General features: G+C 59.5%; 12 protein-coding genes and 1 pseudogene. 7 read left to right on the top strand and 6 right to left on the bottom strand.

Annotated features, from left to right (window positions below):
* Together ABIB90_RS40540 and ABIB90_RS40545 are read right to left on the bottom strand one after the other, a co-directional pair.
* Nucleotides 1–212, bottom strand: a 212-nt coding sequence (locus tag ABIB90_RS40540; RefSeq protein ID WP_007601850.1) for a hypothetical protein, incomplete at its 3' end; no start/stop codon positions are given.
* A gap of 1,051 nt (nucleotides 213–1,263) precedes the next feature.
* On the bottom strand, nucleotides 1,264–1,581 hold the full coding sequence (locus ABIB90_RS40545; protein ID WP_354171570.1) for a hypothetical protein: 318 nt from the start codon (nucleotides 1,579–1,581) through the stop codon (nucleotides 1,264–1,266).
* A gap of 1,994 nt (nucleotides 1,582–3,575) precedes the next feature.
* Here ABIB90_RS40545 and ABIB90_RS40550 point away from each other — a divergent pair.
* The gene (locus ABIB90_RS40550) at nucleotides 3,576–3,830 is read left to right on the top strand and encodes a hypothetical protein (protein WP_219681390.1); all 255 of its coding nucleotides are present in this window, start codon (nucleotides 3,576–3,578) and stop codon (nucleotides 3,828–3,830) included.
* A 949-nt stretch (nucleotides 3,831–4,779) separates the two neighbouring features.
* Here ABIB90_RS40550 and ABIB90_RS41775 read toward each other — a convergent pair.
* Nucleotides 4,780–5,019 carry a hypothetical protein gene (locus ABIB90_RS41775; RefSeq protein ID WP_083870004.1) on the bottom strand — a complete coding sequence of 80 codons (240 nt, stop codon included), beginning with the start codon at nucleotides 5,017–5,019 and terminating at the stop codon, nucleotides 4,780–4,782.
* 752 nt (nucleotides 5,020–5,771) lie between these two features.
* On the opposite strand from ABIB90_RS41775, the gene ABIB90_RS40555 reads away from it, so the two are divergent.
* Nucleotides 5,772–8,531: a S8 family serine peptidase gene (locus ABIB90_RS40555; protein ID WP_354202878.1), complete on the top strand. Its 2,760-nt coding sequence runs from the start codon at nucleotides 5,772–5,774 to the stop codon at nucleotides 8,529–8,531.
* 1,656 nt (nucleotides 8,532–10,187) lie between these two features.
* A complete protein-coding gene (locus ABIB90_RS40560) occupies nucleotides 10,188–11,693 on the top strand; it encodes an adenylate/guanylate cyclase domain-containing protein (RefSeq protein ID WP_354171567.1) in 1,506 nt (501 codons plus the stop codon).
* A gap of 233 nt (nucleotides 11,694–11,926) precedes the next feature.
* On the opposite strand, the gene ABIB90_RS40565 is transcribed toward ABIB90_RS40560, so the two are convergent.
* Both ABIB90_RS40565 and ABIB90_RS40570 read right to left on the bottom strand, forming a co-directional pair.
* Nucleotides 11,927–12,517 carry a VapC50 family PIN domain-containing toxin gene (locus ABIB90_RS40565; protein WP_354202879.1) on the bottom strand — a complete coding sequence of 197 codons (591 nt, stop codon included), beginning with the start codon at nucleotides 12,515–12,517 and terminating at the stop codon, nucleotides 11,927–11,929.
* 2 nt (nucleotides 12,518–12,519) lie between these two features.
* The gene (locus ABIB90_RS40570; protein ID WP_007601819.1) at nucleotides 12,520–12,978 is read right to left on the bottom strand and encodes a helix-turn-helix domain-containing protein; all 459 of its coding nucleotides are present in this window, start codon (nucleotides 12,976–12,978) and stop codon (nucleotides 12,520–12,522) included.
* Nucleotides 12,979–13,743: 765 nt separating this feature from the next.
* On the opposite strand from ABIB90_RS40570, the gene ABIB90_RS40575 reads away from it, so the two are divergent.
* The 3 genes from ABIB90_RS40575 (at nucleotide 13,744) to ABIB90_RS40585 (ending at nucleotide 18,801) form a co-directional block, all read left to right on the top strand.
* Nucleotides 13,744–15,378: a flavin-containing monooxygenase gene (locus tag ABIB90_RS40575; RefSeq protein WP_007601818.1), complete on the top strand. Its 1,635-nt coding sequence runs from the start codon at nucleotides 13,744–13,746 to the stop codon at nucleotides 15,376–15,378.
* A 76-nt stretch (nucleotides 15,379–15,454) separates the two neighbouring features.
* Nucleotides 15,455–16,648, top strand: coding sequence for a methyl acetate hydrolase AcmB (gene acmB, locus ABIB90_RS40580; protein WP_007601813.1), 1,194 nt, complete (start codon nucleotides 15,455–15,457; stop codon nucleotides 16,646–16,648).
* 191 nt (nucleotides 16,649–16,839) lie between these two features.
* The gene (locus ABIB90_RS40585) at nucleotides 16,840–18,801 is read left to right on the top strand and encodes a sigma-54-dependent Fis family transcriptional regulator (protein WP_219681382.1); all 1,962 of its coding nucleotides are present in this window, start codon (nucleotides 16,840–16,842) and stop codon (nucleotides 18,799–18,801) included.
* Nucleotides 18,802–19,493: 692 nt separating this feature from the next.
* Here the strand turns inward: ABIB90_RS40585 and ABIB90_RS40590 are convergent.
* Entirely contained in the window at nucleotides 19,494–20,168 is a 675-nt protein-coding gene (locus tag ABIB90_RS40590) for a hypothetical protein (RefSeq protein WP_354202880.1), read from the bottom strand.
* A 184-nt stretch (nucleotides 20,169–20,352) separates the two neighbouring features.
* Here ABIB90_RS40590 and ABIB90_RS40595 point away from each other — a divergent pair.
* Nucleotides 20,353–20,489, top strand: a pseudogene (locus ABIB90_RS40595) (phospholipase effector Tle1 domain-containing protein); the annotation flags it as partial.
* Between the last annotated feature and the right edge of the window lie 360 nt (nucleotides 20,490–20,849).

The raw sequence follows: 20,849 nt of genomic DNA on the forward strand, positions 1-20,849 counted from the left end.
TAACCGCCGACCGGCCCCGACAACGTCTCCAAGCCGGCCTCGATTGCCTCGATGTCCTGCTCGATCTGCGCAATCGACAACCTGCAGTCAAAGCCCGCCCAGGCTTTCAGGTCTCCGGCAAGGCGCCGGCGGTGCATCCTCAGCTCCTCAAGCGACTGGCGGTCTTTCAGACTCGCGTAGCCGTCCACAATCAACTCAATCGCACTCGACATGACGCTACTCCACAAAAACAATTCGGATCTAATCGGATGAGCTTAGTGCAAGCCGAAAGGCTGGCGCAACTTCTACGCTGGCTTCTACACCCAGGCCCTTTTGACTGCAGGGCCCAACCAAGCTTTCGGCAAAATAGGTCAAGATCGTTGACGAGTTGGCAAGGGAGTGGACGCAGTCCTGAGGCAGTGAGCCTGAGGCAGTGAGCCTGACGTATTGAAATCCGCAATTTACCGGTGGTAGTGTTCCACTTTTGCTACTCGCGCTATTTGCTCTGACGCCATCCTGATAGTGCTTTTTTGTGCTGGGGAGGACATTTATGCGAGGCTCTCGCGCAATCGTTTACGCCGAACGACTTAGCGAACTCACTTCTCAGCTCTCAGAATTGGAATATCTTCGAGGCCTGGTCGAAGAAGCAGAGCGCCGCGCTCGCGGTGTGCCCCCATTACGCTTGACACATCCTCCTTCGCGCCGCCTTCGAACTCGCAAACCGGGCGCCATGTCTGTCCGCCTCCGTCGCCACGCGCCACTAGCGCGGAATGCAGGAGCTCTCAGGCCCCCTGACAACGACAACCAAGTCGATCGGACTTTGCTAGAGCCATTCCCCGACGGATGGTGGGCTTCCTCCTAAAGCCACTAGAAGCGCTGACTCGACGAAGAGAGCGATCCAATGCTGGCGGCCCACCCACCCTGAGGAGCAGACGGGTAGCCACCATTCCAGCCCGCGGGTGCCGAGGCTGGTCCGGCCGCACCTATCAATTCTGGACCACCCTTCGCCAAACTCCTGCAACCTGCAACGGCGAGAGTGAGACAGGGAAGACGGTCAGCACGACCTGTGCGGGCTTGAGGTGAGCAACTGCAAAAGCGAATATCACTTGTCGGCGAGAACACCGGCGTCAAGCGGACGGTCATTTCCTAAAGATTGGTTTCAACACCTCAGGAATTGCGATGACGAAAAACGACACCGTGTTCGACACGATGCGACCTGATCCAAACGGACGGAGACAATGGGCCGGCCGACTGGGGACGCGCGAGGCAATAAAACGGGATGGCCTAGAGCTCGACCCTGGCTCGCTCGTTTACTGTCCCCACGAGTGGATCAATGCCGCCGGCTACGTTGACCTCGAACTGGTCCGCAAATACCCGCTGATGTTCGCGGTCTAAAGTCGTGACGAACCAGAGCCGACGCGCAAGCGATCCGCCGTCCGACGAACCAGCGACTCGACGGCTGCTAAGCCGAGCGGTAAAACGCAGGCGTCCAAAGCCGCCCGTGGCACCTGTGCCGTTCGGCACTGAAACAGATCCCAACCGCGAATTTTCCCGGGTCGAACCGGAGGCCGTTTGGTTCTTCGTCTTCTTGCCGATCTTCATGCTGCTCTATTCGATCGTCGAGAAAATGCACGTGAGATAGCAAAGAGCTAAAGGGTCCTGGTCAGAAGAAACCAAAATGCGCGTGCTCGCAATGTTTCTCATCCTCGGAATATGCATCGCTTCGCCAGCGGCCGGACGTCGGCGGTGGGCGACACCTCACATCTGAGCCTCCCGCCATCCACCTGCGCAGCCCCGGTCGAGTGCACCGGCAGGGGCTGGTTGGCTTGAGGGCCGCTAGGCTGGACCGCGGCACGCCCGGGATAACAACTCAGTGAATGAAACTGTCAGCTGGACCCGCGAAGCACCCTGGAAAAAAGACTTTTGTCCGCGCGACTTAAGTGGAGATGTCAAATGCTGACACTCAAAGTGATTGTAGCTGCTCTGGCCGCGGGATTTCTGATTTCGGTTTATTCCGGAGACTTCGGCGCCGATATCGTTCTCGCTATTGCCACGTGCCTTCCGTAGTTGTGCGCGATTGCGGAGTCGCGGCCCGACGCGTCCTAGTCCGGTATGATGCGCCGGGCCTAACCATTCCCTGCTTTCCTCGTAAGGTTTGGCTGAGTCAGAATAGTGCGATTCTACAAGCGGCTGATACGTCTGCGTCTTTGTGCAGCGCTCCTTGCGCTTCGCAGCAAAAGGCCATACCCGCGGCCACACGTTCGACGGACGCGATATACCTCCCAAGCTCGGTCGCGATCTCGACCCTCCCTTGATCATTTTGATCAGCGTCTGTACCTCGCCCTCGGTCCCACTGCTTAGGTTCGTGGTTTCGCACGCGCCAAGCTCCGGTTCGCGGGAGAATAGCAATATCGTTCCGTTCTTGGAACAAAATGCCCACTGCAGGGATTTCGGTTCCACCGAATTGTATTTGCAAACGAGACCAAGCTGGGGCAGAATTTTCTGCACCGGGGCTGGCTGCATATTTCACTTGGTCCTTTTGACCCGGCTTCATTTGACCACGCGGGGCCGCAGCGATTTAACCACCCGCTGCGGCCTTCGCCGTATGGCCGCCAGCGTGACCGGCGGGCCGAAAATGGCCGCTCGACAAAGCGCCTGGTCAGCTTTGCTTCCCATGCATGCAGGAGATCACGAACTCCCGCTTTGCGCGACCTTGTCCCTCTCCTCTTTCGCCCGCACTCGAAAAACCACGTTCGGTAGCAAGCTACTGGCACTTTTCCAATTTCTGAGGGTTGCGAGGCGCGCCCTGCTGAGCCTGTGCAGCGCCTCCGACCAAAGCCAGAGCAATGGAAGCGGCCTAATCATTCTGCGCACTCCTACCTGCCGTCGATCAAATCGCTACAAGAAAATAGTGGCACCTGCCTCGGCATCGCTCTCAATCAATGCGAGCAGAAAGACCCTCGACTGCCCTTGGATTGTAGCATGGCAATGCTGGCGTGAGCCGGCGGGCTTTGGGGTATATTTTCTAAAAGCGAACTGAACCCCCACACCGCGCGCCTATACTGATCAGTATCCGGGATTTTTGCTAATCCTCTCCCGGGGCTGGACGGATATCAGGCCGCCGGGACAAGGTATTGTTTGCCCGGCGGCTTCATTTTCGTTTGTCGGCTCAGGGGAGCGCCTGCGAGCGTGACGCGGCGGACGTTCGGGCGACTTTTCCCCACCTAGGCGGTCGCTCGCGCGTTCCGAGCCACCAGGAATCGATAATTTGCGAGATACCTAAGATGCCAGCTTTGCTGGCGGCATGCGCGCTCCTCGGCACACGAAATGGTCCGGCCACTATCCGCCCCGCAGTCCTGCGGAATGGCTGGCTGACGCCATGTGACCTGCAACATCGAATGCTTGAACGGCTGTTGCGATCGCAAGGTGGACGTGCGGCTCGAGACATTCCCGCAGGATCAGCCGTGGTCGCGCGTCGGCTTGCGCCTGGTCTGCTCAGACCGCGGCGCCGCAGGATCTGTGCATATCGTCCCGAACTGGCATGACAGCAACGGGCAAGTCAGGCCAAGCATAGGCTTGAGGTTTTGATTCCAGCGATGAAGCACGTCACCGAACGCCCTTTTGCAGATCCAAAAGCCGCAGGCCGCCAGCTCGTCCAGCTGGCTTCGGGCATCGAGGCGATACAGGACGGCAGAATCCATATCGAGAAGATCAACTACTCCTCCCTCTACACGCTCCAGGGAAGCGGCGCGGAGTTCGGCGCCGGCATCAGGCGCGCTGTCGAGAAGGGCTGGCTGGAGCTGCACGAGAGCGGTACCTACGTGCGGCTGCTGAAAGCCGTAGGAACCTAGCATCACTGCCCGGCTTGCTGTCTCGCTAGCTCTCTTCCTCGAGCTGGCGGAGCGGCCCCCGCATCAACCCTCAGGCCCCCAAGCCGGGATCGTCTCTCGTTCGAGCTTAGCTTGGCTCTTGTTTCGTGCGGCCAATTCCTGGTCCAGGGCCTTCAAGCGAACGAGGAGATTTTCAACGATCTCCATGCAATCGGAATGCCGCAATGATTGCACGCCGCGCGCTGCCAGCTCGCGCTCCGAGATAGTCGCCCCGATGCTTTGGATGCTCACAAATCCCCCCGCAGAAAACATTGCCCCTCAGGTGCACTCAAGGGAAAGGCCGCAGCGTGGTTCCAGCCCCACTGCGGCCATCCCGGGCAACTACAAATAACTTGGTCTCAAATCTCGCCGGTGTTCCGACAGTAGAACACCCCGTTCCGAAAATGGACTCCGGACAACTACCGGTGGCGCCTTGTCACATTAGAGCGAACATGGCACGGCTTGCCGCCCCTAATGCTCTCGGCTGCCCATCCAATTGCGGATTTGAGCGCCGGGAGTGCTAGGCCGGCCAGCGTGAACCGGCGAAAGAGGCCGCCTTACTGGCGGCCCCTCGATCGTTCTCTAGTCCACGCAGGACTGCCACGGTGCGCCGGGCCTGCCGCGAGTAACGCCTCAGAGAGTGACACGCTGGTTTAAGTTTTTACGCCAGCCTGAATCATGCACTTAGTGCGTGAGCTTTGAAGGACTGCCGTGAGCGAGGCTTCACAGGGAAGGCCTGCTGTAGTTCGCACCCTAACGGTCACAATCGACGGTGTTGCGCATCACGGGACATATTTCGTCCAGAACTCCACCGTGTACCTGCAGTCGGCGCTTGGAAGTAAGGCAACCCACGTGGGAGGGGTGCCGCCAGAAATGACGGCCAAGCTGCTCCTGTCTGAACTCGTTCGCACCGGCGCTGGGGCAACTAAGATCAGAACCAGCTGCGGTTATTTTGAAAGCACGCCTGTTTGGTGCGGTCCCAGATGAAATCCCCGCCGCCGCAGGGTGGACGGGGGCGAGAGGTCGCCGGGCATTCGTTCCGAACCTTGGCTCCCGTGCCCCAGCCGTCAACGACACATGCGCCACCGGTTGTCCTGTGACAGCCCTCGCCACAGCCACCCGCTGCGTGCGCCGCACTAGCAGCAGTGAGAACCGAGGTCGCGAGGAGCATTCCTTGTAAGATTTTTATCACTGCCAGACTCCTTGAAAGCGAATGACCGGAGCGAGAAGGAAAGATCATAACTCCTGCCGTGCCGCTTAGCTACGATCAGCGCGGCGCGAAGTTGCCCGGCCCCGCGCGAACCGATCGACGATGCGCTCCGCTGTTCAAAGCTGTTGATCTAGCATTTTACAACCTGTGGAAAAGGAAGCCAGGTCAGCGCAGCTGTATTTTTCGAACCATCCACCTGCGCCCGTACTGGGACGTTCTGTTGCGGAGACGCGTGTGAGCCACTTTCTCTCAGTCCTGCTATTGCTGACCACGTTGATGCTTACGCTGTGTTTTGGCGTCGCAGCGTGGCGCGTTTCCGATGAGGCGGCGCTGGTAAGGCCGTAGCAATGGCAGTGCCGCAGTATCGGGCACTGCTCAGATAGGTGACCTGGGCTCAAAACGCCCACGCCGACGCTGGGCCTGCAGGCCTGCGTATGTGTTGTTATGGAAGGACGGGCCGATTGGATTTCACGAGCCTGTCTATTTTGAATCGAATTAGCAATCTTGTGAACTAAATCACTGCATAATCTTCCGTTGTGCTGTTAGGATTCATTTATTGATTTGCCAGGATGCTCAACGCAAAAGATCGAGCGCGACCGCGTCGTGATGTTCGCGCGAAGCAGATTTGATTCTGCCGGCTTGTGTGTGCCATTCCGACGATTCAGGTGTCGGATCAAAGTCGCCGCGTAAGAATGTTCATTTGGAGGAAGCCAATGAACGAAACCTTCTTACCCAAGCGTTTAACCTATTGCTGTCGTTCAGTGCCGTTGAGAACACTCGTTGCGACCTTACTGGTTGCTGCGCCTGTCGCGCTTGCGTCTGCGCAGACCGTTGCTCCCGCGGAAGGCGCGTCGAGCGGCCAAAATAGCACTATGCGCATCAATCGAGACGACGAGGGCGCCCCCCTTTCGCTCGAGGCCGTCCAGGACGGGGTCAAAAACTTCGGATTGCGCCGGGCGGGCGTTGGGCTACCTAGTGCGACGAGCGCGGATGACACCAAACGCCGCGACTTCGGGCCGACCAAGTCTGACGAATCAGTTGCGGATCGGTTGGTTCCCCCTGTCGATCGCAAGCCGCCGCGCGATGCACTTCCGCATCGGGGCACTGAGGCGACAACAGTCCAAACGGAGGCGCCCAACAGGCCGCTCTCTGCGCCAAAGGATCGCCCGAAGCCTCCGGCCAATTATCCTTCGCGCGGCGCGTCGGATGTCCGATCGTTTGAGGCCTATCGGCTTGGGTTCTCGGGAGGGACGACGACACCGGCCACCGGGATCGACCCGCGCATACGATCGGATTTAGCCGCAGGGGAGCGGACTGAGACCTATGCCTTTCTGCTGATGGATTTCCTGCCGGACGCGGCCACGGAGCGCACGCTGATGAGCGAGTTCGGGGTCGCATCGCTCGGGCTGCATGGGACAGCACTCAAGGTCCGCGTCCCCCTGCAAGCCCAGGCGTTGGAGGGTATTGCCAGATTGCCCGGGTTTAGATCACTGGCTTACCCCTTGCCCGACCAAAAATTAGCGCCGGAGCTGAGATCTGCCATCGAGCGTTTCGGGGCCGAGGTGGTTCGATTTCCAATTGTCATCAGCCTGTTTGAAACTGATCCCAAAACTTCGTTCGCCGAACGGGTCCAAGCTACGGGTGCGGAGGTCGGTCGCTACGACCCGGTGTTGCGGAGCTATGAGGCTCTCGCAACACCCGAACAGATCCGCATTCTTTCCGGTTTGGATTTCATCCTGTTCATCGAAATCGAGCGTCGCAGCGGCGGCGGACACGATCAGAGCATGGCTACGAATGGCGTCGATTACATCCGAGCGTCCGGCTTCCTGGGTGCGGGAACTGTGTTGGGCTTACTCGACACCGGCGCCATGTTGGGAAGCGCGGCGGCAACCATGCACCAAGACCTCAACAAGAACGGTTGCGGGATTAATTTCACGAGCGACGCTGCGGGCGTTTGGAATGATCAGAATGGCCATGGCACTCACGTCCTCGCAACCATCTCCGGAACTGGGGCTGCGAAAGCGCGGTTCCGGGGCGTCGCAACTGCGGTCGGTTCGCGTGAGCGCATCCGGGTTGGAAAGATCTGGAAATCGACCAACACTGGACAAAACTCTTGGTTGCGGGACGCAATCGACTACATGGCGGACCCGACCAGCTGCGACGCGCCACGCCCCTCTGTCATCAATCTGAGCGGTGGGGCGAGCGGATCGGGACAGACTGGAACCGATTCCGAATCGCGCAAGCTCGACGCCCGCGTCTGGGAAACACGCCAGGCCTACATCGTGTGCTCCGGCAATAACGGCCCGGGCGCACAATCGATCTGGTCTCCCGGCGTGGCCAAGAATGCTCTTACGGTCGGAAACGTGCAGGACGCGGGATCGAGCTTGGTTGGCGAACTGTCCGGCAGCAGCAGCCGCGGCCCGACCGGCGATAATCGGATGAAGCCAGACCTCGTTGCAACAGGTGCTGTCGTGACCTCCGCGCAGGCGGGAACGACGGATGGTTATGTGGATAAGAGCGGATGCAGCATGGCAACGCCACATGTCAGTGGCATCGCGACGACGTTGCTGGAGCACTATCCTGATTTCAGAGATCGACCGCACTTGCTGCGTGCCCATCTCATGGCTTCCGCTACGCTGCATTCGGACGAGGTCAGTCCGGCGAACAACACCGGTGGCGGACGCAATGATTTTGGGCTCGGACGCGTCTCCGATTATCAATCGCATTGGGCGCGCCTCGACCCCAACGGCTGGAGCGGCCATTGGGCGTGGATGACAATCACCGACAAGTCTTGGGGCTTCTTCGACATCGACGTGCCTCGGGGTACCAAGCGGGTCGTCGCTGTGCTTACTTGGGACGAGCCCGAAGCGAGCGCAGGGGCATCACAGGCGGTGACATACGATGTTGACCTGTGGGCCGATCCCGGCGCCGGTTGCACGCCGGACGCAGTTGGACAATGTGGTGGCTGGGCCTCGCAGTCTAATATCGACAACGTCGAATATCTCATCATCGACAATCCGCCTCCTGGCGTTCTCCGGCTCAAAGCAATCAACTGGAGAGCTCCCTCATTTGGCTTGCCGGTGGCAATCGCAGCTAAAATCATTCGCGGCGATCCAACGCCTGCGATTTCGATGACGGCTACGCCGAGCACAACGTCTCCCGCGATCGGCTCGACCTTCACAATCAAGACAACCATTTTCAACCCGAGTTACGAGGCATATGGGGTTCAGGTGTCAGCGGCGGCGGGGTCTAGCGGTCTAAGCCTGCTCGGGGTCTCGACCACCCGCGAGGATGGCGTGGCGATGGATTTTTCAAATGCGGCCAGCCTCACACTTGGCACTGTGACGGAGGCCGATACGCGCTCCGCCATCTGGAAATTCAGTGCCACCTCGCGAGGCCCGCAGACCGTCCGCTTCAGCGGCCGGTCCAACAATGGCGGCACCGTCTTCAAGAGCGTGACTGTTACACCTTGAGCACCCAGGACTGAGTTTGACCAAGTCGCCTGAGACATTCACACTTTGCTCTCAGCTCAGAGTTCACGGTCGGCCGACTCACCAATGAATAGTTGTTGACTCCAGGGGAGAGCACGCGAGGGTTCGAGACGATAGCCCGAATAGCGGACCTCTCCGAGATCAGCAGCTTCGGACCAGAGGCCGACCTTCCGCAGAGATTTTCGGATCCGTCAGTTAACGGATTAGTAACGGCTTCTTGCCAGCCTGAATCATTGCAGATCGTCGCAACTGCGACTTCAGAAGCATATCGTCTCTCTCAGTTCATACCTGCTCGGTTGGCAGTCTCATCAAGGGACAAGTCCGCTATGTGCAAGGGAATTCTGATTTCGCTTAGTGCGCTGTTCTTTTTGCTGGTTTGCGATCAGTTCTGGTCGAACGGCCGCTATACGGACGTTGCTATCGTGATGGCGAAACACATCAGTCGCTCTTTCGGTGTCTGATGCAGCCAGTTTCACGAGCTCGAAATGACTGTCGCAGATGCTCTTGACGCATTGAACCAGAGAGAATGCCCGGATTGCGGGTCAAAAAAGATGTTATCTGGATTGCGGGTTGACATTGCGGAGCACTTGGAATGCCTCGCCTGTGAGGCACGCTTTTACGTTGCTCCGCGACCTCCACATGCCATAGTTTTCATCCGACAATAGGTCCATGCGAGAATCAACAAGCGCTTGCATTGGTCAACAGCGCCTGCCGTCATTGCCGACCACCTACCTGCAGCCGCGGCAGATCGTAAGCTTGCGCTGCAATACCTCATCTACTTGCTCAACCAGGTGCTGTGCCGCGATGTTGTCTGCCCCCGAATTGGGCTAGGAAGGTCTTGCTGCGCGGGACTTCATGGTTCGCGCCGCGTAACCTGACGTTTTACTATCGTCAACCGTGCCGACGCTAAAGCCATCGTAGTCCCCGGCTGGGCTGAGGACCGACGCAGGCGCGCCGATCAATGGTGTAGACAAAACCTTGTCCGACGCTGCCGGCCGGAGAGCGTCGGTCCGCGATGACGGCCCGCCATTGGTCTTCGCCGAAGGCCTTGGATTCTTGGCCGGCGCCGGTGGCGACGATACTTTGGCCGCCGCCGTTGTCGGCCAGGCATTCTTAGGGGTGGCCGGAGTGCCGGCTCCCGTTCGCTCGATGGCGGAGCGAGCGGAAGCGGCGGAGCGACTAAGGTCTGATCTTTGGCGGCGCCCTGCTACCAAACGCCAGCAGACACGAAGCCAACGACCAACAGCGTCGCGCTTTTCATCCGCGTCATTCAAACGGCTTTGGTTGACCATTGACGCATGATCCTCCGAAGTATCCAGCTCATATGGCGATCAACGTTGACGGAAATGGGAGGGAGGGGCGTCTGCACGAATCCCGAGCTTATTTCATAACGTGGCGCGCACGGCCCGCTCTCGAGTCAACGCACCGCTCTCATGGACATGATGGACGAGACCAGACACTGCCTATCGATCAAAGTGTCGCATTGCCGACTGATACAGGCCAATAGAGCTGACTTTTCTTATCCGGCTCGGTTCGACTAAAACCAGTTGGACACAAAGGAACCGCGTCGATTGTCGCGTGGCTAGTCGAATGGCCGACCAACCAGTAGTGCCGGCATGAGCGAGGTATCATACTGATATGCAAGGGTCATCCCCAGTCAACGAAGGCCTCCTGAATCAGCGCCTCATAGAGCTCGGGTCAATAGCGAGCTGGGCGCCGCAGACCCTTTCGGACCTCGAAGGTTTTATTCGCGCCTCCGGCGACTATGATCTCTTTCGAGTCAATCCTATCCAATATGCGACTGCCAACGGCCTAAGTGACGCCGAAGGAATCGAGCTGTTCGTGCACGCCGCTAAGGTTGGCCTATTCGAGATGCAGTGGCTGCTCATCTGCGCCTATTGCCCGCAGGTCGCCGGCACTTTTCGTGAGCTAGACCAGGTTCATCCACGTTTCCAATGCGAATTCTGCAACGCCCTCAATGAGGCGGCGCTTGACGACTACATCCAAGTCACCTTTACGGTCTCGAGTTCGGTTCGCGACATCCTATATCGTCATCCGGACATGCTGTCCGTCCAGGACTACTATCTCCGTTACAACTTCTCCAAGGACTTCAAGCCCCCGCACGGAATGACACACGAGCAACTCGTTGCGGCACTCTCGCGGGGATTTGCCGATATCGAGGCGGGTCAGCGGTTGAACTTTGAATTCGCCGTAACGGCCGGCCGATTCGAGGTGCTCGATCTTAGCCATAAGCTTCTTCTGGTTTTCTTCGCGAACGGTGAACCGGCGGAACGCCAAGAAACGCTGGTCCAGCTCGAATCGGGCCGGTTCGTAGTTGCTGATCGGCCCACTGGACCGAGAAATATGATCCTTGGCGACGGACGCTTTGCGTTTCGACAGACGGCCGATCTTAGCCCAGGCAAACACATCATCCACATTGAGAACCGCACCAAGGATCGAGGCCGCTTCTGGTTTCTCCAGTATCCTTCCCAGTTCCAGCCCCATCTGGTCGAGTATGAGGCTTTTCTTTCCGGTAAGCGATTATTGCTCACCCCCTGCTTCGCCGAACTCTATAAGACTCAATTGGTGGACGAGCGCGATAGTCTAGCCGTTTCCGACATCACTTATCTGTTCACTGATCTAAAGGATTCGACTCCGCTGTACGAAAGCATCGGCGATGTGAATGCCTACTTTCTCGTCCGTCAGCACTTCGACATTTTGAATAAGATCATTAGGAATCGATCTGGCACGATCGTGAAGACGATCGGCGATGCAGTCATGGCTGGCTTCGAGCGTCCACAGGATGCCGTTGTTGCATCCGTCGAGATGATCGAAGAGCTGTCGCGATTCAACAAAACCGCTTCGCGGCCGCTCGGCCTCAAAATCGGCGTGCACAGAGGCAGGGCCATCGCCGTAAGGCTCAACGATCGGATCGACTACTTCGGACAGGACGTGAATATCGCCGCCCGTGTGCAAGGTCTAGCCGGTGTCAACGAAATATGCCTGACAGAGATGGTGATGGAGGCTCCCGGAGTCAGTGACATCGTCAAAGGATGCCCGGCGTCGCGCGACTACCAAAACTTGAAGGGCATCGGTCAGAAAATGGAAATACATCGGTTCAAAATTTCTCCCACGCAGAGATGAACGACCGCGCCCGTCCTGCGCAGCGGCAGACCGATTCTCGGCTGCGGTTTACCGCCAATTTTCGGCGCTGCTGCGTTGGTCTCCTGTATATTCCCGGCGGACGACGCCAGCAGGCATCAGCGTGTCTGCGTTCCCAAGCCGCGCGATCGTTCGGGTATCCTTCATTATGGAATATCGAAGTCGAGTTTACATCAAGATCGTGTTGCGGAAAGCCCGCCTGGTTAGTTACTGAGCTAGAGGGATTCCACGTGTGGCCTTAGCACGTCAACCGTCTCAATCAGCCCCGCAGCTTCCATCACGAGCAAGAGCTCCGCCGGCGTCATTTCCGGTTTCTTGAAGCGTTCGCGCATACACCGAATGGCTGCAACAGCGCGAGCTTCGTCGAGTGCGATAGTATCCGCAATGAAAGCGTCGGCCGATTTCGCCTCCATGTTCAGGTCGGAAAGAACTGCCGCGGGAAAGTCCTTAAGGTTTTCGGTTACGATCATTGCGGCCTGCATCTTGGCCGCCGCAGCAACAACGTGATGATCGCCAGGATCGGGGAGCCCAGCCGCAACGGACAAGAAGTTGTCAAAATCCGTAACCATGGCATCTTCAAAGGCAGCTTCCATGCTGGCGCGCGCCCGCTCTGCACGCGCCGCGGCATCGGCAAAGCCTTTGGCGTTCAGGATCTCCTCGATAGCTGTTTCGGTCTCATCCAGAACGCGGCTTGACCAGCGGAGACGAAAAAATTCCGCCTCCGCCAATGAGAGAAGCAGGTTCCTTTTGAGCGCGCTTGCAAGCGAGCACGCATCGACGAATGCGGTGAAGCGGTTTGCAAACAAGCTTACAGGTGCTCCGCGTCCTGCTCAGCGAGATTCGCAAGCGCTTTGCCCCGCTTCTCATCACGCGTGCGCTTATATGCGAATAGGTCCTCTGCCCTAATCCTGCGATGACGCCCCACTGTCACGTGCTGAATTTCGTTCTTTTCGAGCAGCGAGACCAGAAACGGACGCGAGACATTCAGAATGTCGGCAGCTTGCTGCGTGGTCAACATCTCATGCACAGGCACAAGCGTCACCGCATCGCCGCGACCGATATGCCGCAGCAATTCCATCAAAAGACTCGATAGCGCCGGCGACAAGGTTATCTCAGCAGCCTGCTGTGCATCGTCGAGCAGTCGCAGTTTGGCATCTCCCGTCGCATGCGAAGCGAGTATCTGACGAAGCTGGTTGGCTGCCGCCTTCTCGCTCGCGGAAGGCAGGCGAGTACCTCCCAGCTCTTCAGCGTAGGCTGGCATCGTCATCGTATCTTCTCCCCTGTACGGCCTTTTGTATAGGCCATATTCGAAATAAACGCAACAAGCGAAATAAACGAAATGGCCCAAAGTTCCTGACCAGCTGGGCCCCTGCCCTTTGTCCCAAGCCGATCCTTGGGAACTTTTGGCGTTTGCCGTGCCTCATGAGCTGGTCGGCTAGGAATAAATTCCAAAATCTATGTTCTGCGAACAAATAAAATTTAGCTTATCAATGGCTTTAGCCAGCTCGCCCGACATTTGAACAGAGAGATTCTTAGACCGTCATCGATTGCTCCGCATTGGCGAAGTGATCTCGCGCACGAGCGCGCACGCATCGACGCCCGAGTGTCTCCTCGCCATATGGACTGGGCATTGGGGCGAGTCTGAAGCAGCAAAGGGTTTCTTGGTCCCGAATACAGGGCCTTCCTAGGAGGCGTTCGCCCGAGATCATTCGCGAGCCGCACGGCGGCGCTACCGGCGTTCGTGCCGGCGCAGCCTTGGTAGGCTGGCGCCGAGTTCGAACGGCTGAAGGATCCAAGATATCCTAGCGCCCTCGGCGCCGGAACGCAGAGGAACTTCGATCGAAATTCGGTCGATCAGGCTTGCCGGGTTTGAATTTCGAACAGTTTCGGCATGCCCCCGCAACCAACAATCCAGTCCCAGCAACCGCTTAAGCCCAGAACTCTGCTTTGGCACGCAATCTGCGTAGCTCCCCTTGCGTCCCTCGCCTCGTAGCGGAGGACAGAACAAAGCTTTCACAACGGGAGGGAATGCATGAGTGAGCACAAGACCAACGGCGCGCGTAAACATGAAAGCCTGGACGCCATCGTGATCGGCACTGGGGTTGCCGGCCTTTACCAGCTCTACAAGCTGCGCGACGAGCAAGGCCTCAAGGTCAAGGCCGTCGATACCGCCACGGGCGTAGGCGGCACCTGGTACTGGAATCGCTATCCGGGCGCACGGTTCGACTCCGAGGCCTATATCTACCAGTACCTGTTCTCCGAGGAGCTCTACAAAGGCTGGAGCTGGAGCGAGCGCTTCCCCGGTCAGCCTGAGATCGAAAAATGGCTCAACTACGTCGCCGACAAGCTCGACCTGCGCAAGGACATCCGCTTCAGCACGACGGTCGCTAGCGCCGTCTTCAACGAGGCGACCCAGCGCTGGACCATCACGACCGACGCGGGCGACACCATCGACGCGCAGTTCCTGATCACCTGCTGCGGCATGCTGTCGGCGCCGCTGACGTCGATGTTTCCCGGACAGGACACCTTCAAGGGCACGCTGGTCCACACCGGGCGCTATCCGAAGGAGAAGCTCGATCTCGCCGGCAAGCGCGTTGGTGTCGTCGGCAATGGCGCCACCGGCATCCAGGTGATCCAGACCATCGCCGGCGAAGTCGGCAGCATGAAGGTGTTCGTGCGCACGCCGCAATACATCATCCCGATGAAGAACCCGAAATACGGGCCGAAGGAGGTCGAGGCTTACAAGGCGCGGTTCGACGAATTCCGCAAAACCCTGCCCCACTCGTTCACCGGCTTCGAATACGACTTCACCAACGGCAAGTGGAAGGATCTCAGCCCGGAACAGCGTCATGCCGTTCTGGAGAAGATCTGGGATGAAGGCTCGCTTCGGCTGTGGCTCGCCTCCTTCGTGGAGATGTTCTTCGAGGAGGATGTCAGCGAGGAGATCTCCGAGTTCGTCCGCAAGAAGATGCGCGAGCGCCTCAAAGATCCCAAGCTGTGCGATACGCTGATCCCGACGGACTATGGCTTCGGCACGCATCGCGTCCCGCTCGAGAGCAACTATCTGGAGGCTTACCACCAGGCGAACGTCGAGCTGATCAGCGTCAAGAACAACCCGATCAAGCGGATCACGCCTCAAGGCATCGAGCTCGCGGACGGAACGTCGTATGAGCTGGACGTGATCATCCTGGCCACCGGCTTTGACGCCGGCTCCGGTGCCTTGACGCGCATCGACATTCGTGGCCGCGGCGGTCGCTCGCTGAAGGAGGAGTGGAGCCGCGACATCAGGACCACGATGGGGCTTCAGGTTCACGGCTACCCGAACCTCTTCACGACAGGCGCGCCGCTGGCGCCGTCGACAGCGCTCTGCAACATGACGACATGCCTTCAGCAGCAGGTCGAGTGGATCAGCGATTGCATCGCCTATCTCAAGAAGAACCACCTGAGCGTCATCGAGCCGAGCAAGGATGCGCAGGATGCCTGGGTCGCGCATCACGATGAGGTCGCGAACACGACCCTCGTGACCAAGACGAACTCCTGGTACATGGGCTCCAACGTCGAGGGCAAGCCGCGCCGTCTGCTCTCCTATATCGGCGGCGTCGGAACCTATCGCCAGAAGTGCGATGAGGTCGCCTCCTCGGCCTATCCCGGCTTTGCCAAGCAGTAACGACACAAGGGGCCGCGCAACCATTTTTGGTGGCGCGGCCCTGCACCCGCATCATCACAACAATTCGGAGCAACACATGACCAAGGAATTCAAGTCGGCGGCTGACGCCATTCTCAAAGAGACGGTCACGACGGGCCAAGGCGTCCCGGGCGTGGTGGCGATGGTGACCGATCGTACCGGCAACATCTACGAGGGCGCCGCCGGCAAGCGGCGCATCGACCAACCGGCCCCGATGACGGCCGACAGCAGTTTTGCCATTTTCTCGACCACCAAGGCAATCACCGGCACGGCCGCGCTGCAACTGATCGAGGAAGGCAAGCTCGACCTCGATGCCCCGGCACGAACCTACGCCCCCGACATCGGCAAGCTGCAGGTGATCGAGGGCTTCGATGCCGAGGGCCAGCCCCGGCTTCGTGCCCCGAAGGGTGAGGTGACCACGCGCATGCTGCTGCTGCACACCGGCGGATTCGGCTATGATTTCTTCAACGAGAACTATCTGCGGCTGGCGACCGACCACGGACAGCCGAGCGTGATCACTTCGTCGAAGGCCGCCCTCATGACGCCGCTGCTGTTCGATCCCGGCTCGAAATGGGAGTATGGCACGAACGTCGACTGGGCCGGGCAAGTGGTCGAGGGCATCACCGGCAAGCGGCTTGGCGAAGTTTTCGCCGAGCGCATCTTCAAGCCGCTCGGCATGAGCGACACGACGTTCGAGATCAACGATGCGGTGCGCGGCAAACTTGCCGGCGTGCACGCGCGCAACGCCGACGGCTCGCTGACCCCGATGGACTTCGAATTGCCTGCCAATCCCGAGGTCCATATGGGAGGCCACGGCCTCTACAGCACGGTCGGCGACTACATGCGCTTCATCCGCATGTGGCTGAACGACGGTGCCGGCCCGCACGGCCGGGTGCTGAAGCCGGAGACCGTTACGATGGCCGAGAAGAACCAGCTCGGTGATCTCAAGGTGACGGCGCTGCCCGGCGTCATCAAATCGCTGTCGAACGACGCGGAGTTCTTCCCGGGTCTGTCGAAATCCTGGGCGTTCACCTTCATGGTCAATGACGAGAAGGCGCCGACCGGCCGCCCGGCGGGCGCGCTCGGCTGGGCTGGTCTGGCGAACCTGTTCTACTGGATCGACCGTCAGAATGGCTTCGGAGGCTACTGGGCCACCCAGATCCTGCCCTTTGCCGACGTCGCTTCGTTCACCGGCTATATGCGTTTCGAAACCGCCTTCTACGACAGCCTGAGCCAGCGCAGGGTCGCCTAGCTTCTGCCGGCTCGATGCCTTCATTCCGCCTCCGATCTCACTCTTTTTGCGGTGCGGTCGGAGGCGAGCCAAATGGCACCAAGGTCGGGATACGCGATTGCGCGTTTCCATGGATGGCCTCACAATCAGGAGATAAAAGCTCGGGGTCCGGCAGATCATTTCGGACTACTCAGCGCGTCGAAGGAGGGAACGTGTTGGGTCAGGCGCCAGAGGATGCTTTCGCAAATCCATCTATCGAACGCGACGTCCTGACGAGCTGGGAACGCTTCCTATCCGGAAGCAACAGCACGCGTCAGCAGATCGTGCGGTCGGCTATTACCGATTCGTGGCAGCGCTGCCAGAAATCGGACGTCGACTACCGGCGTGGCCAGGCTCCGATGCCGATCAGGGACGACAAGCTGCAGCGCCTGCTCGACAAGCGCAACCGCCTGGTTCAGGCGGGTGCTTCGACGATGTCCCTGGCGCGCGACTACCTGCTGGAAACCGGCACCGTGATGGTGCTGACCGACGCCGACGGCATTGTTTTGCGCTTGGAGGGCGACACCAAGCTGGCGCTGCGCGATGCCGTTGAAAAAACCCACCTGCTGCCCGGCAGCAACTGGAGCGAGACGACCTGCGGGACAAATGCGATCGGCACTGCATTGCAAACCGGGCAGCCCATCCAAGTGCATGCCACGGAGCATTTCTGTTCCGGCATCCACCGTTGGACTTGCTCGGCCTGCGTGATCCGCGATCCCATCGACGGCGCTGTGATCGGCGTGATCGACATCTCCGGACTATCCTCGTCTTATGGGCGGCCGGCCCTCGCATTGGCGATTTCGGCGGCCGCGCGCATCGAGGCTCAGCTACTGCAGATGGAGCTGGACGCCCGCTACCGGCTGCTCGACCAATGCTTCTGGATGCTGCCGCCTTCGGATCGGCATCATGCCGTACTGTTCGACAGCGCCGGACGTCCATTCAAGGCCAGTGGAGAGATGTCGCAGATCATGCGCGACCTGGGCGCGCCGGGATGTCAGTCCGGCTTTCCCCATCTCGGCAGCCGCGACGATCAGCTCTTTGGCGCCTCGCGTCCGGCATGGATCAAGGAGGAATGGCTGAAGCCGGTGGTGCAAGGGGGTGAACACCTTGGCACCGTGATGGTGGCGCCGAAGCCGGCCCCTTCGGGCAAACTGTTGTCAGCTGCGCGAGGCGAGTCCCAGGCCTTTGCCAATACCGTCTACAGCAGCCCGAAGATGCACAACGTGGTCGAGACGTGCCGTCGCGTCGGCATATCAGCTGCTCCGGTCCTGCTGCTTGGCGAGACCGGCGTCGGCAAGGAGGTGTTCGCGCACGGACTCCATGCCGTGTCGCCGCGCCGGAGCGGCCCGTTCATTGCCGTCAATTGCGGCTGCGCCTCGCGCGAACTGCTTGCCAGCGAGCTTTTCGGCTATGTCGACGGCGCATTCACCGGCGCCCGGCGCGGCGGCGTGGCGGGGAAGATCGAAGCCGCGGCGCGGGGCACCCTGTTCCTTGACGAGATCGGCGAATTGCCGCTCGACCTCCAGCCCATGTTGCTGCGGGCGCTCGAGAACGGCGAGATCAGCAGGATCGGCGAGACCGCAGTGCGCAAGGTGGACTTCCGCCTCGTCGCCGCGACCAATCGCGACCTGCAGGCGGAGGTGGACGCCCAGCGTTTCCGCAAGGACCTATTCTACCGGCTGGCTGTCGTCCCCGTCGGCATACCGCCGCTGCGCGAGCGCTGCGAGGACATTCCGCTGCTGGTCGATCACTTCATCGCTCAGGCAGCGGCGCGCTACGGTCTTTCCGATCGCCGGTTTGCGCCGGAGGCGCTTGCGCAGCTTCAGCGCCATGATTGGCCCGGCAATGTCCGCGAGCTGCGCAATCTGGTCGAGAGCCTCATGCTGACCAGCAACGGCGAGCTGATCGAACCTTCGGACCTTCCCGATGCCATCCGGGGAACGGAACGAACAAGCGAGCACAATCCGGGCCTGTCTCTCGCCGAAGCGTCCGAACGTGACCTGATCGCGCGCACGCTCCGCTCGTGCAACGGCAACGTGACGGCCACCGCGGCCGCTCTCGGTCTTGCCAAGAGTACGGTCTATGCGAAGTTGCATCGTTATGACATTCGTTTCGAGCTGCGTAGTAAATGGTGACATTGGAAGCGCTGGTTGAGTTGCATGTTTGAGTATGGAGCTTTCAGTATGGAGCGCAAAGCAAGGTAAGAGCGCTCTATTTCTTTGGTTTGTATCTGGCAGAGGCTCTGCGGCTTTCCGCGCCGAGCACGACGACCAAATAAAACCATATCCCTCAATGCCTTACGCCGTGGCCACCGCATTGCGCTGCTTCAAAAGTCGAGATTGCCTCCCGACCTCCTTACGACGCGCTTGCTTGTCTTCGCCGTATGGTGTCCCGTTGGCGGCCTGCGTCGGCTCTTCGACCGTGCGGATAGAAGCTGGCTCCATTGCTTGGGCGTGGGTTCCTTGGTCACGAGAACCTAGCTTCCCTTCTCGGTAACAGTGCTCGTCGAATGGACAGCTTGATTCCTTCGTATGATGGAGCGAATTATTGAAGCGACCCCAAGCGGACTTGCGCCCCATACTAAAGCAAACGCCCCGGATCACGCCGGGGCTTTGACGTTGGATATCGCGGTCAGATCGCCGAAGAACAAATTTCCCCTTCCGTTTCTTGGCCCGACTCGGACCTCCGGCCATATGGCGTTTTGCGCCGCTACTAAGGGCATAGCAGACGTCAAGCGCGCCTCGCACGATGCGACGCGGTCGCGCAGCGGTGAGTTTTGGGGCGGGGCGTCTCGAAGGATGCGCCGCAAGGACGCCACCCGCCAGGTTCACGCTGCCGTGCTGCGCGGACTCTCCGCTGTTTCCTTGTCCGTCTCCTTGTCGCGAGACAGCCATGATGGAAAGCGAAGCAGGCGTTCGTTGCCGTCTTTCGGCAGCTCGATGGGAGCTTCATTGGACGAACTCGGGAGGTCCAGTGCTACGTGGCCGACTCGCACCGCATCCGCGCGCTGATCCAGTTCGCGCAGCAGGGGATCGAGCACACTGTCGATTTCGGTCGCCACCGACACGAGGAAACTATTAAGCTCGCGAGCCTCGGGCACAACTGCTGCAGCCGACTCGATCGCCTTGGAGAGACCATCGACGACGGGTGCAAACGCGCCGGCGGCTTGCCTGATTCGGGATTTTATCGCTTCGATTTCGCCCAAAACGCGATCACGCTCCCGCCTGGACTTCGCCTCCGAAAGGCGGGCTTCAATTTCGGCGATCTGGGCCGTCAGGGTCGTGGCTTCGGATGCGAGTGCATCGCGTCTTCCGCGCGCGCGATCAAGATCGCGGCTGAGATTGTCCACTAAATCGTCCTTTCCGAACATGGCTTTGCTCCGTAGGACAGCCGTTTTGGTCTGTAGGACGGCCTTGGCGCGAACCGCCAGCCGGTTGAGCGACCGAAAGGCTGGATCGGCCGAAACAGGCATCAACTTCGGTCGCGTCACATGGGCCGACATGGTGACCCCCCACCCGTCCACATTAGCCGACCGCATGGTTAACAAGTGGTTAATGTCAACAGATGATACACGGGGCACCATGCCGGCGACGCCGCCTTCGTCTCCTCGCTGCCATCCATTTCCGCTATAATCGCCGGAGGCGCATCCCGAGGACGCACCGAAACCCGAGCCCAAATACCTCGTCATCTGCTGTGACGGCACCGGCACGAGAGCTCCGAAAACATCTCCAACGTCCTCAAGCTCTATCGCTGCCAGCGCAAGACGGACAGGACGTCGCCGCGGCTGATGGTGTCTTGCGATCCCGGAGTCGGCACGGTGACGGCACTCGTAAACCGCGCCGCTCGCGCGTTAACCGTCCATTAACCAACGCGGCCTAGCCTGCGGTAATCGTCCAGCCATCATTAGCTCGAAATGCCTTCCCGGTTCGCTCCAGGAGAAGCGCCAATGTGCGTTGAGTTGTTGACGTATGCCGATCTGGGTGCCCGCCTCCATATCTCCCGAGAGGCCGCGCGTTCGCTTGCGAGACGCCGCCGGTTGCCGCGCTCGCGGTCGGAGGACGGCAAGGCCCTGTTGAGCGTTGATGTCCCCGAGCTCCGGTGCACACCCCGCCCAAGACGCGGCCGCCGGGTAGACCCGATCGATGCCTTCCTGGCACAGATCGAACAGTTAAGATCGAGGCAT

The organism is Bradyrhizobium sp. JR4.1, assembly GCF_040548605.1.
GTDB classification, from domain to species: domain Bacteria; phylum Pseudomonadota; class Alphaproteobacteria; order Rhizobiales; family Xanthobacteraceae; genus Bradyrhizobium; species Bradyrhizobium canariense.

What these genes read in the sequence shown, in the direction of transcription:
- ABIB90_RS40550 (WP_219681390.1), top strand. Translation starts at nt 3,576, where the DNA reads ATGAAGCACGTCACCGAACGCCCTTTTGCAGATCCAAAAGCCGCAGGC.
- ABIB90_RS40575 (WP_007601818.1), top strand. Translation starts at nt 13,744, where the DNA reads ATGAGTGAGCACAAGACCAACGGCGCGCGTAAACATGAAAGCCTGGAC.
- ABIB90_RS40590 (WP_354202880.1), bottom strand. Translation starts at nt 20,168, where the DNA reads ATGTCGGCCCATGTGACGCGACCGAAGTTGATGCCTGTTTCGGCCGAT.
- ABIB90_RS41775 (WP_083870004.1), bottom strand. Translation starts at nt 5,019, where the DNA reads ATGCTCCTCGCGACCTCGGTTCTCACTGCTGCTAGTGCGGCGCACGCA.
- ABIB90_RS40570 (WP_007601819.1), bottom strand. Translation starts at nt 12,978, where the DNA reads ATGACGATGCCAGCCTACGCTGAAGAGCTGGGAGGTACTCGCCTGCCT.
- ABIB90_RS40555 (WP_354202878.1), top strand. Translation starts at nt 5,772, where the DNA reads ATGAACGAAACCTTCTTACCCAAGCGTTTAACCTATTGCTGTCGTTCA.
- acmB (WP_007601813.1), top strand. Translation starts at nt 15,455, where the DNA reads ATGACCAAGGAATTCAAGTCGGCGGCTGACGCCATTCTCAAAGAGACG.
- ABIB90_RS40545 (WP_354171570.1), bottom strand. Translation starts at nt 1,581, where the DNA reads ATGAAGATCGGCAAGAAGACGAAGAACCAAACGGCCTCCGGTTCGACC.
- ABIB90_RS40560 (WP_354171567.1), top strand. Translation starts at nt 10,188, where the DNA reads ATGCAAGGGTCATCCCCAGTCAACGAAGGCCTCCTGAATCAGCGCCTC.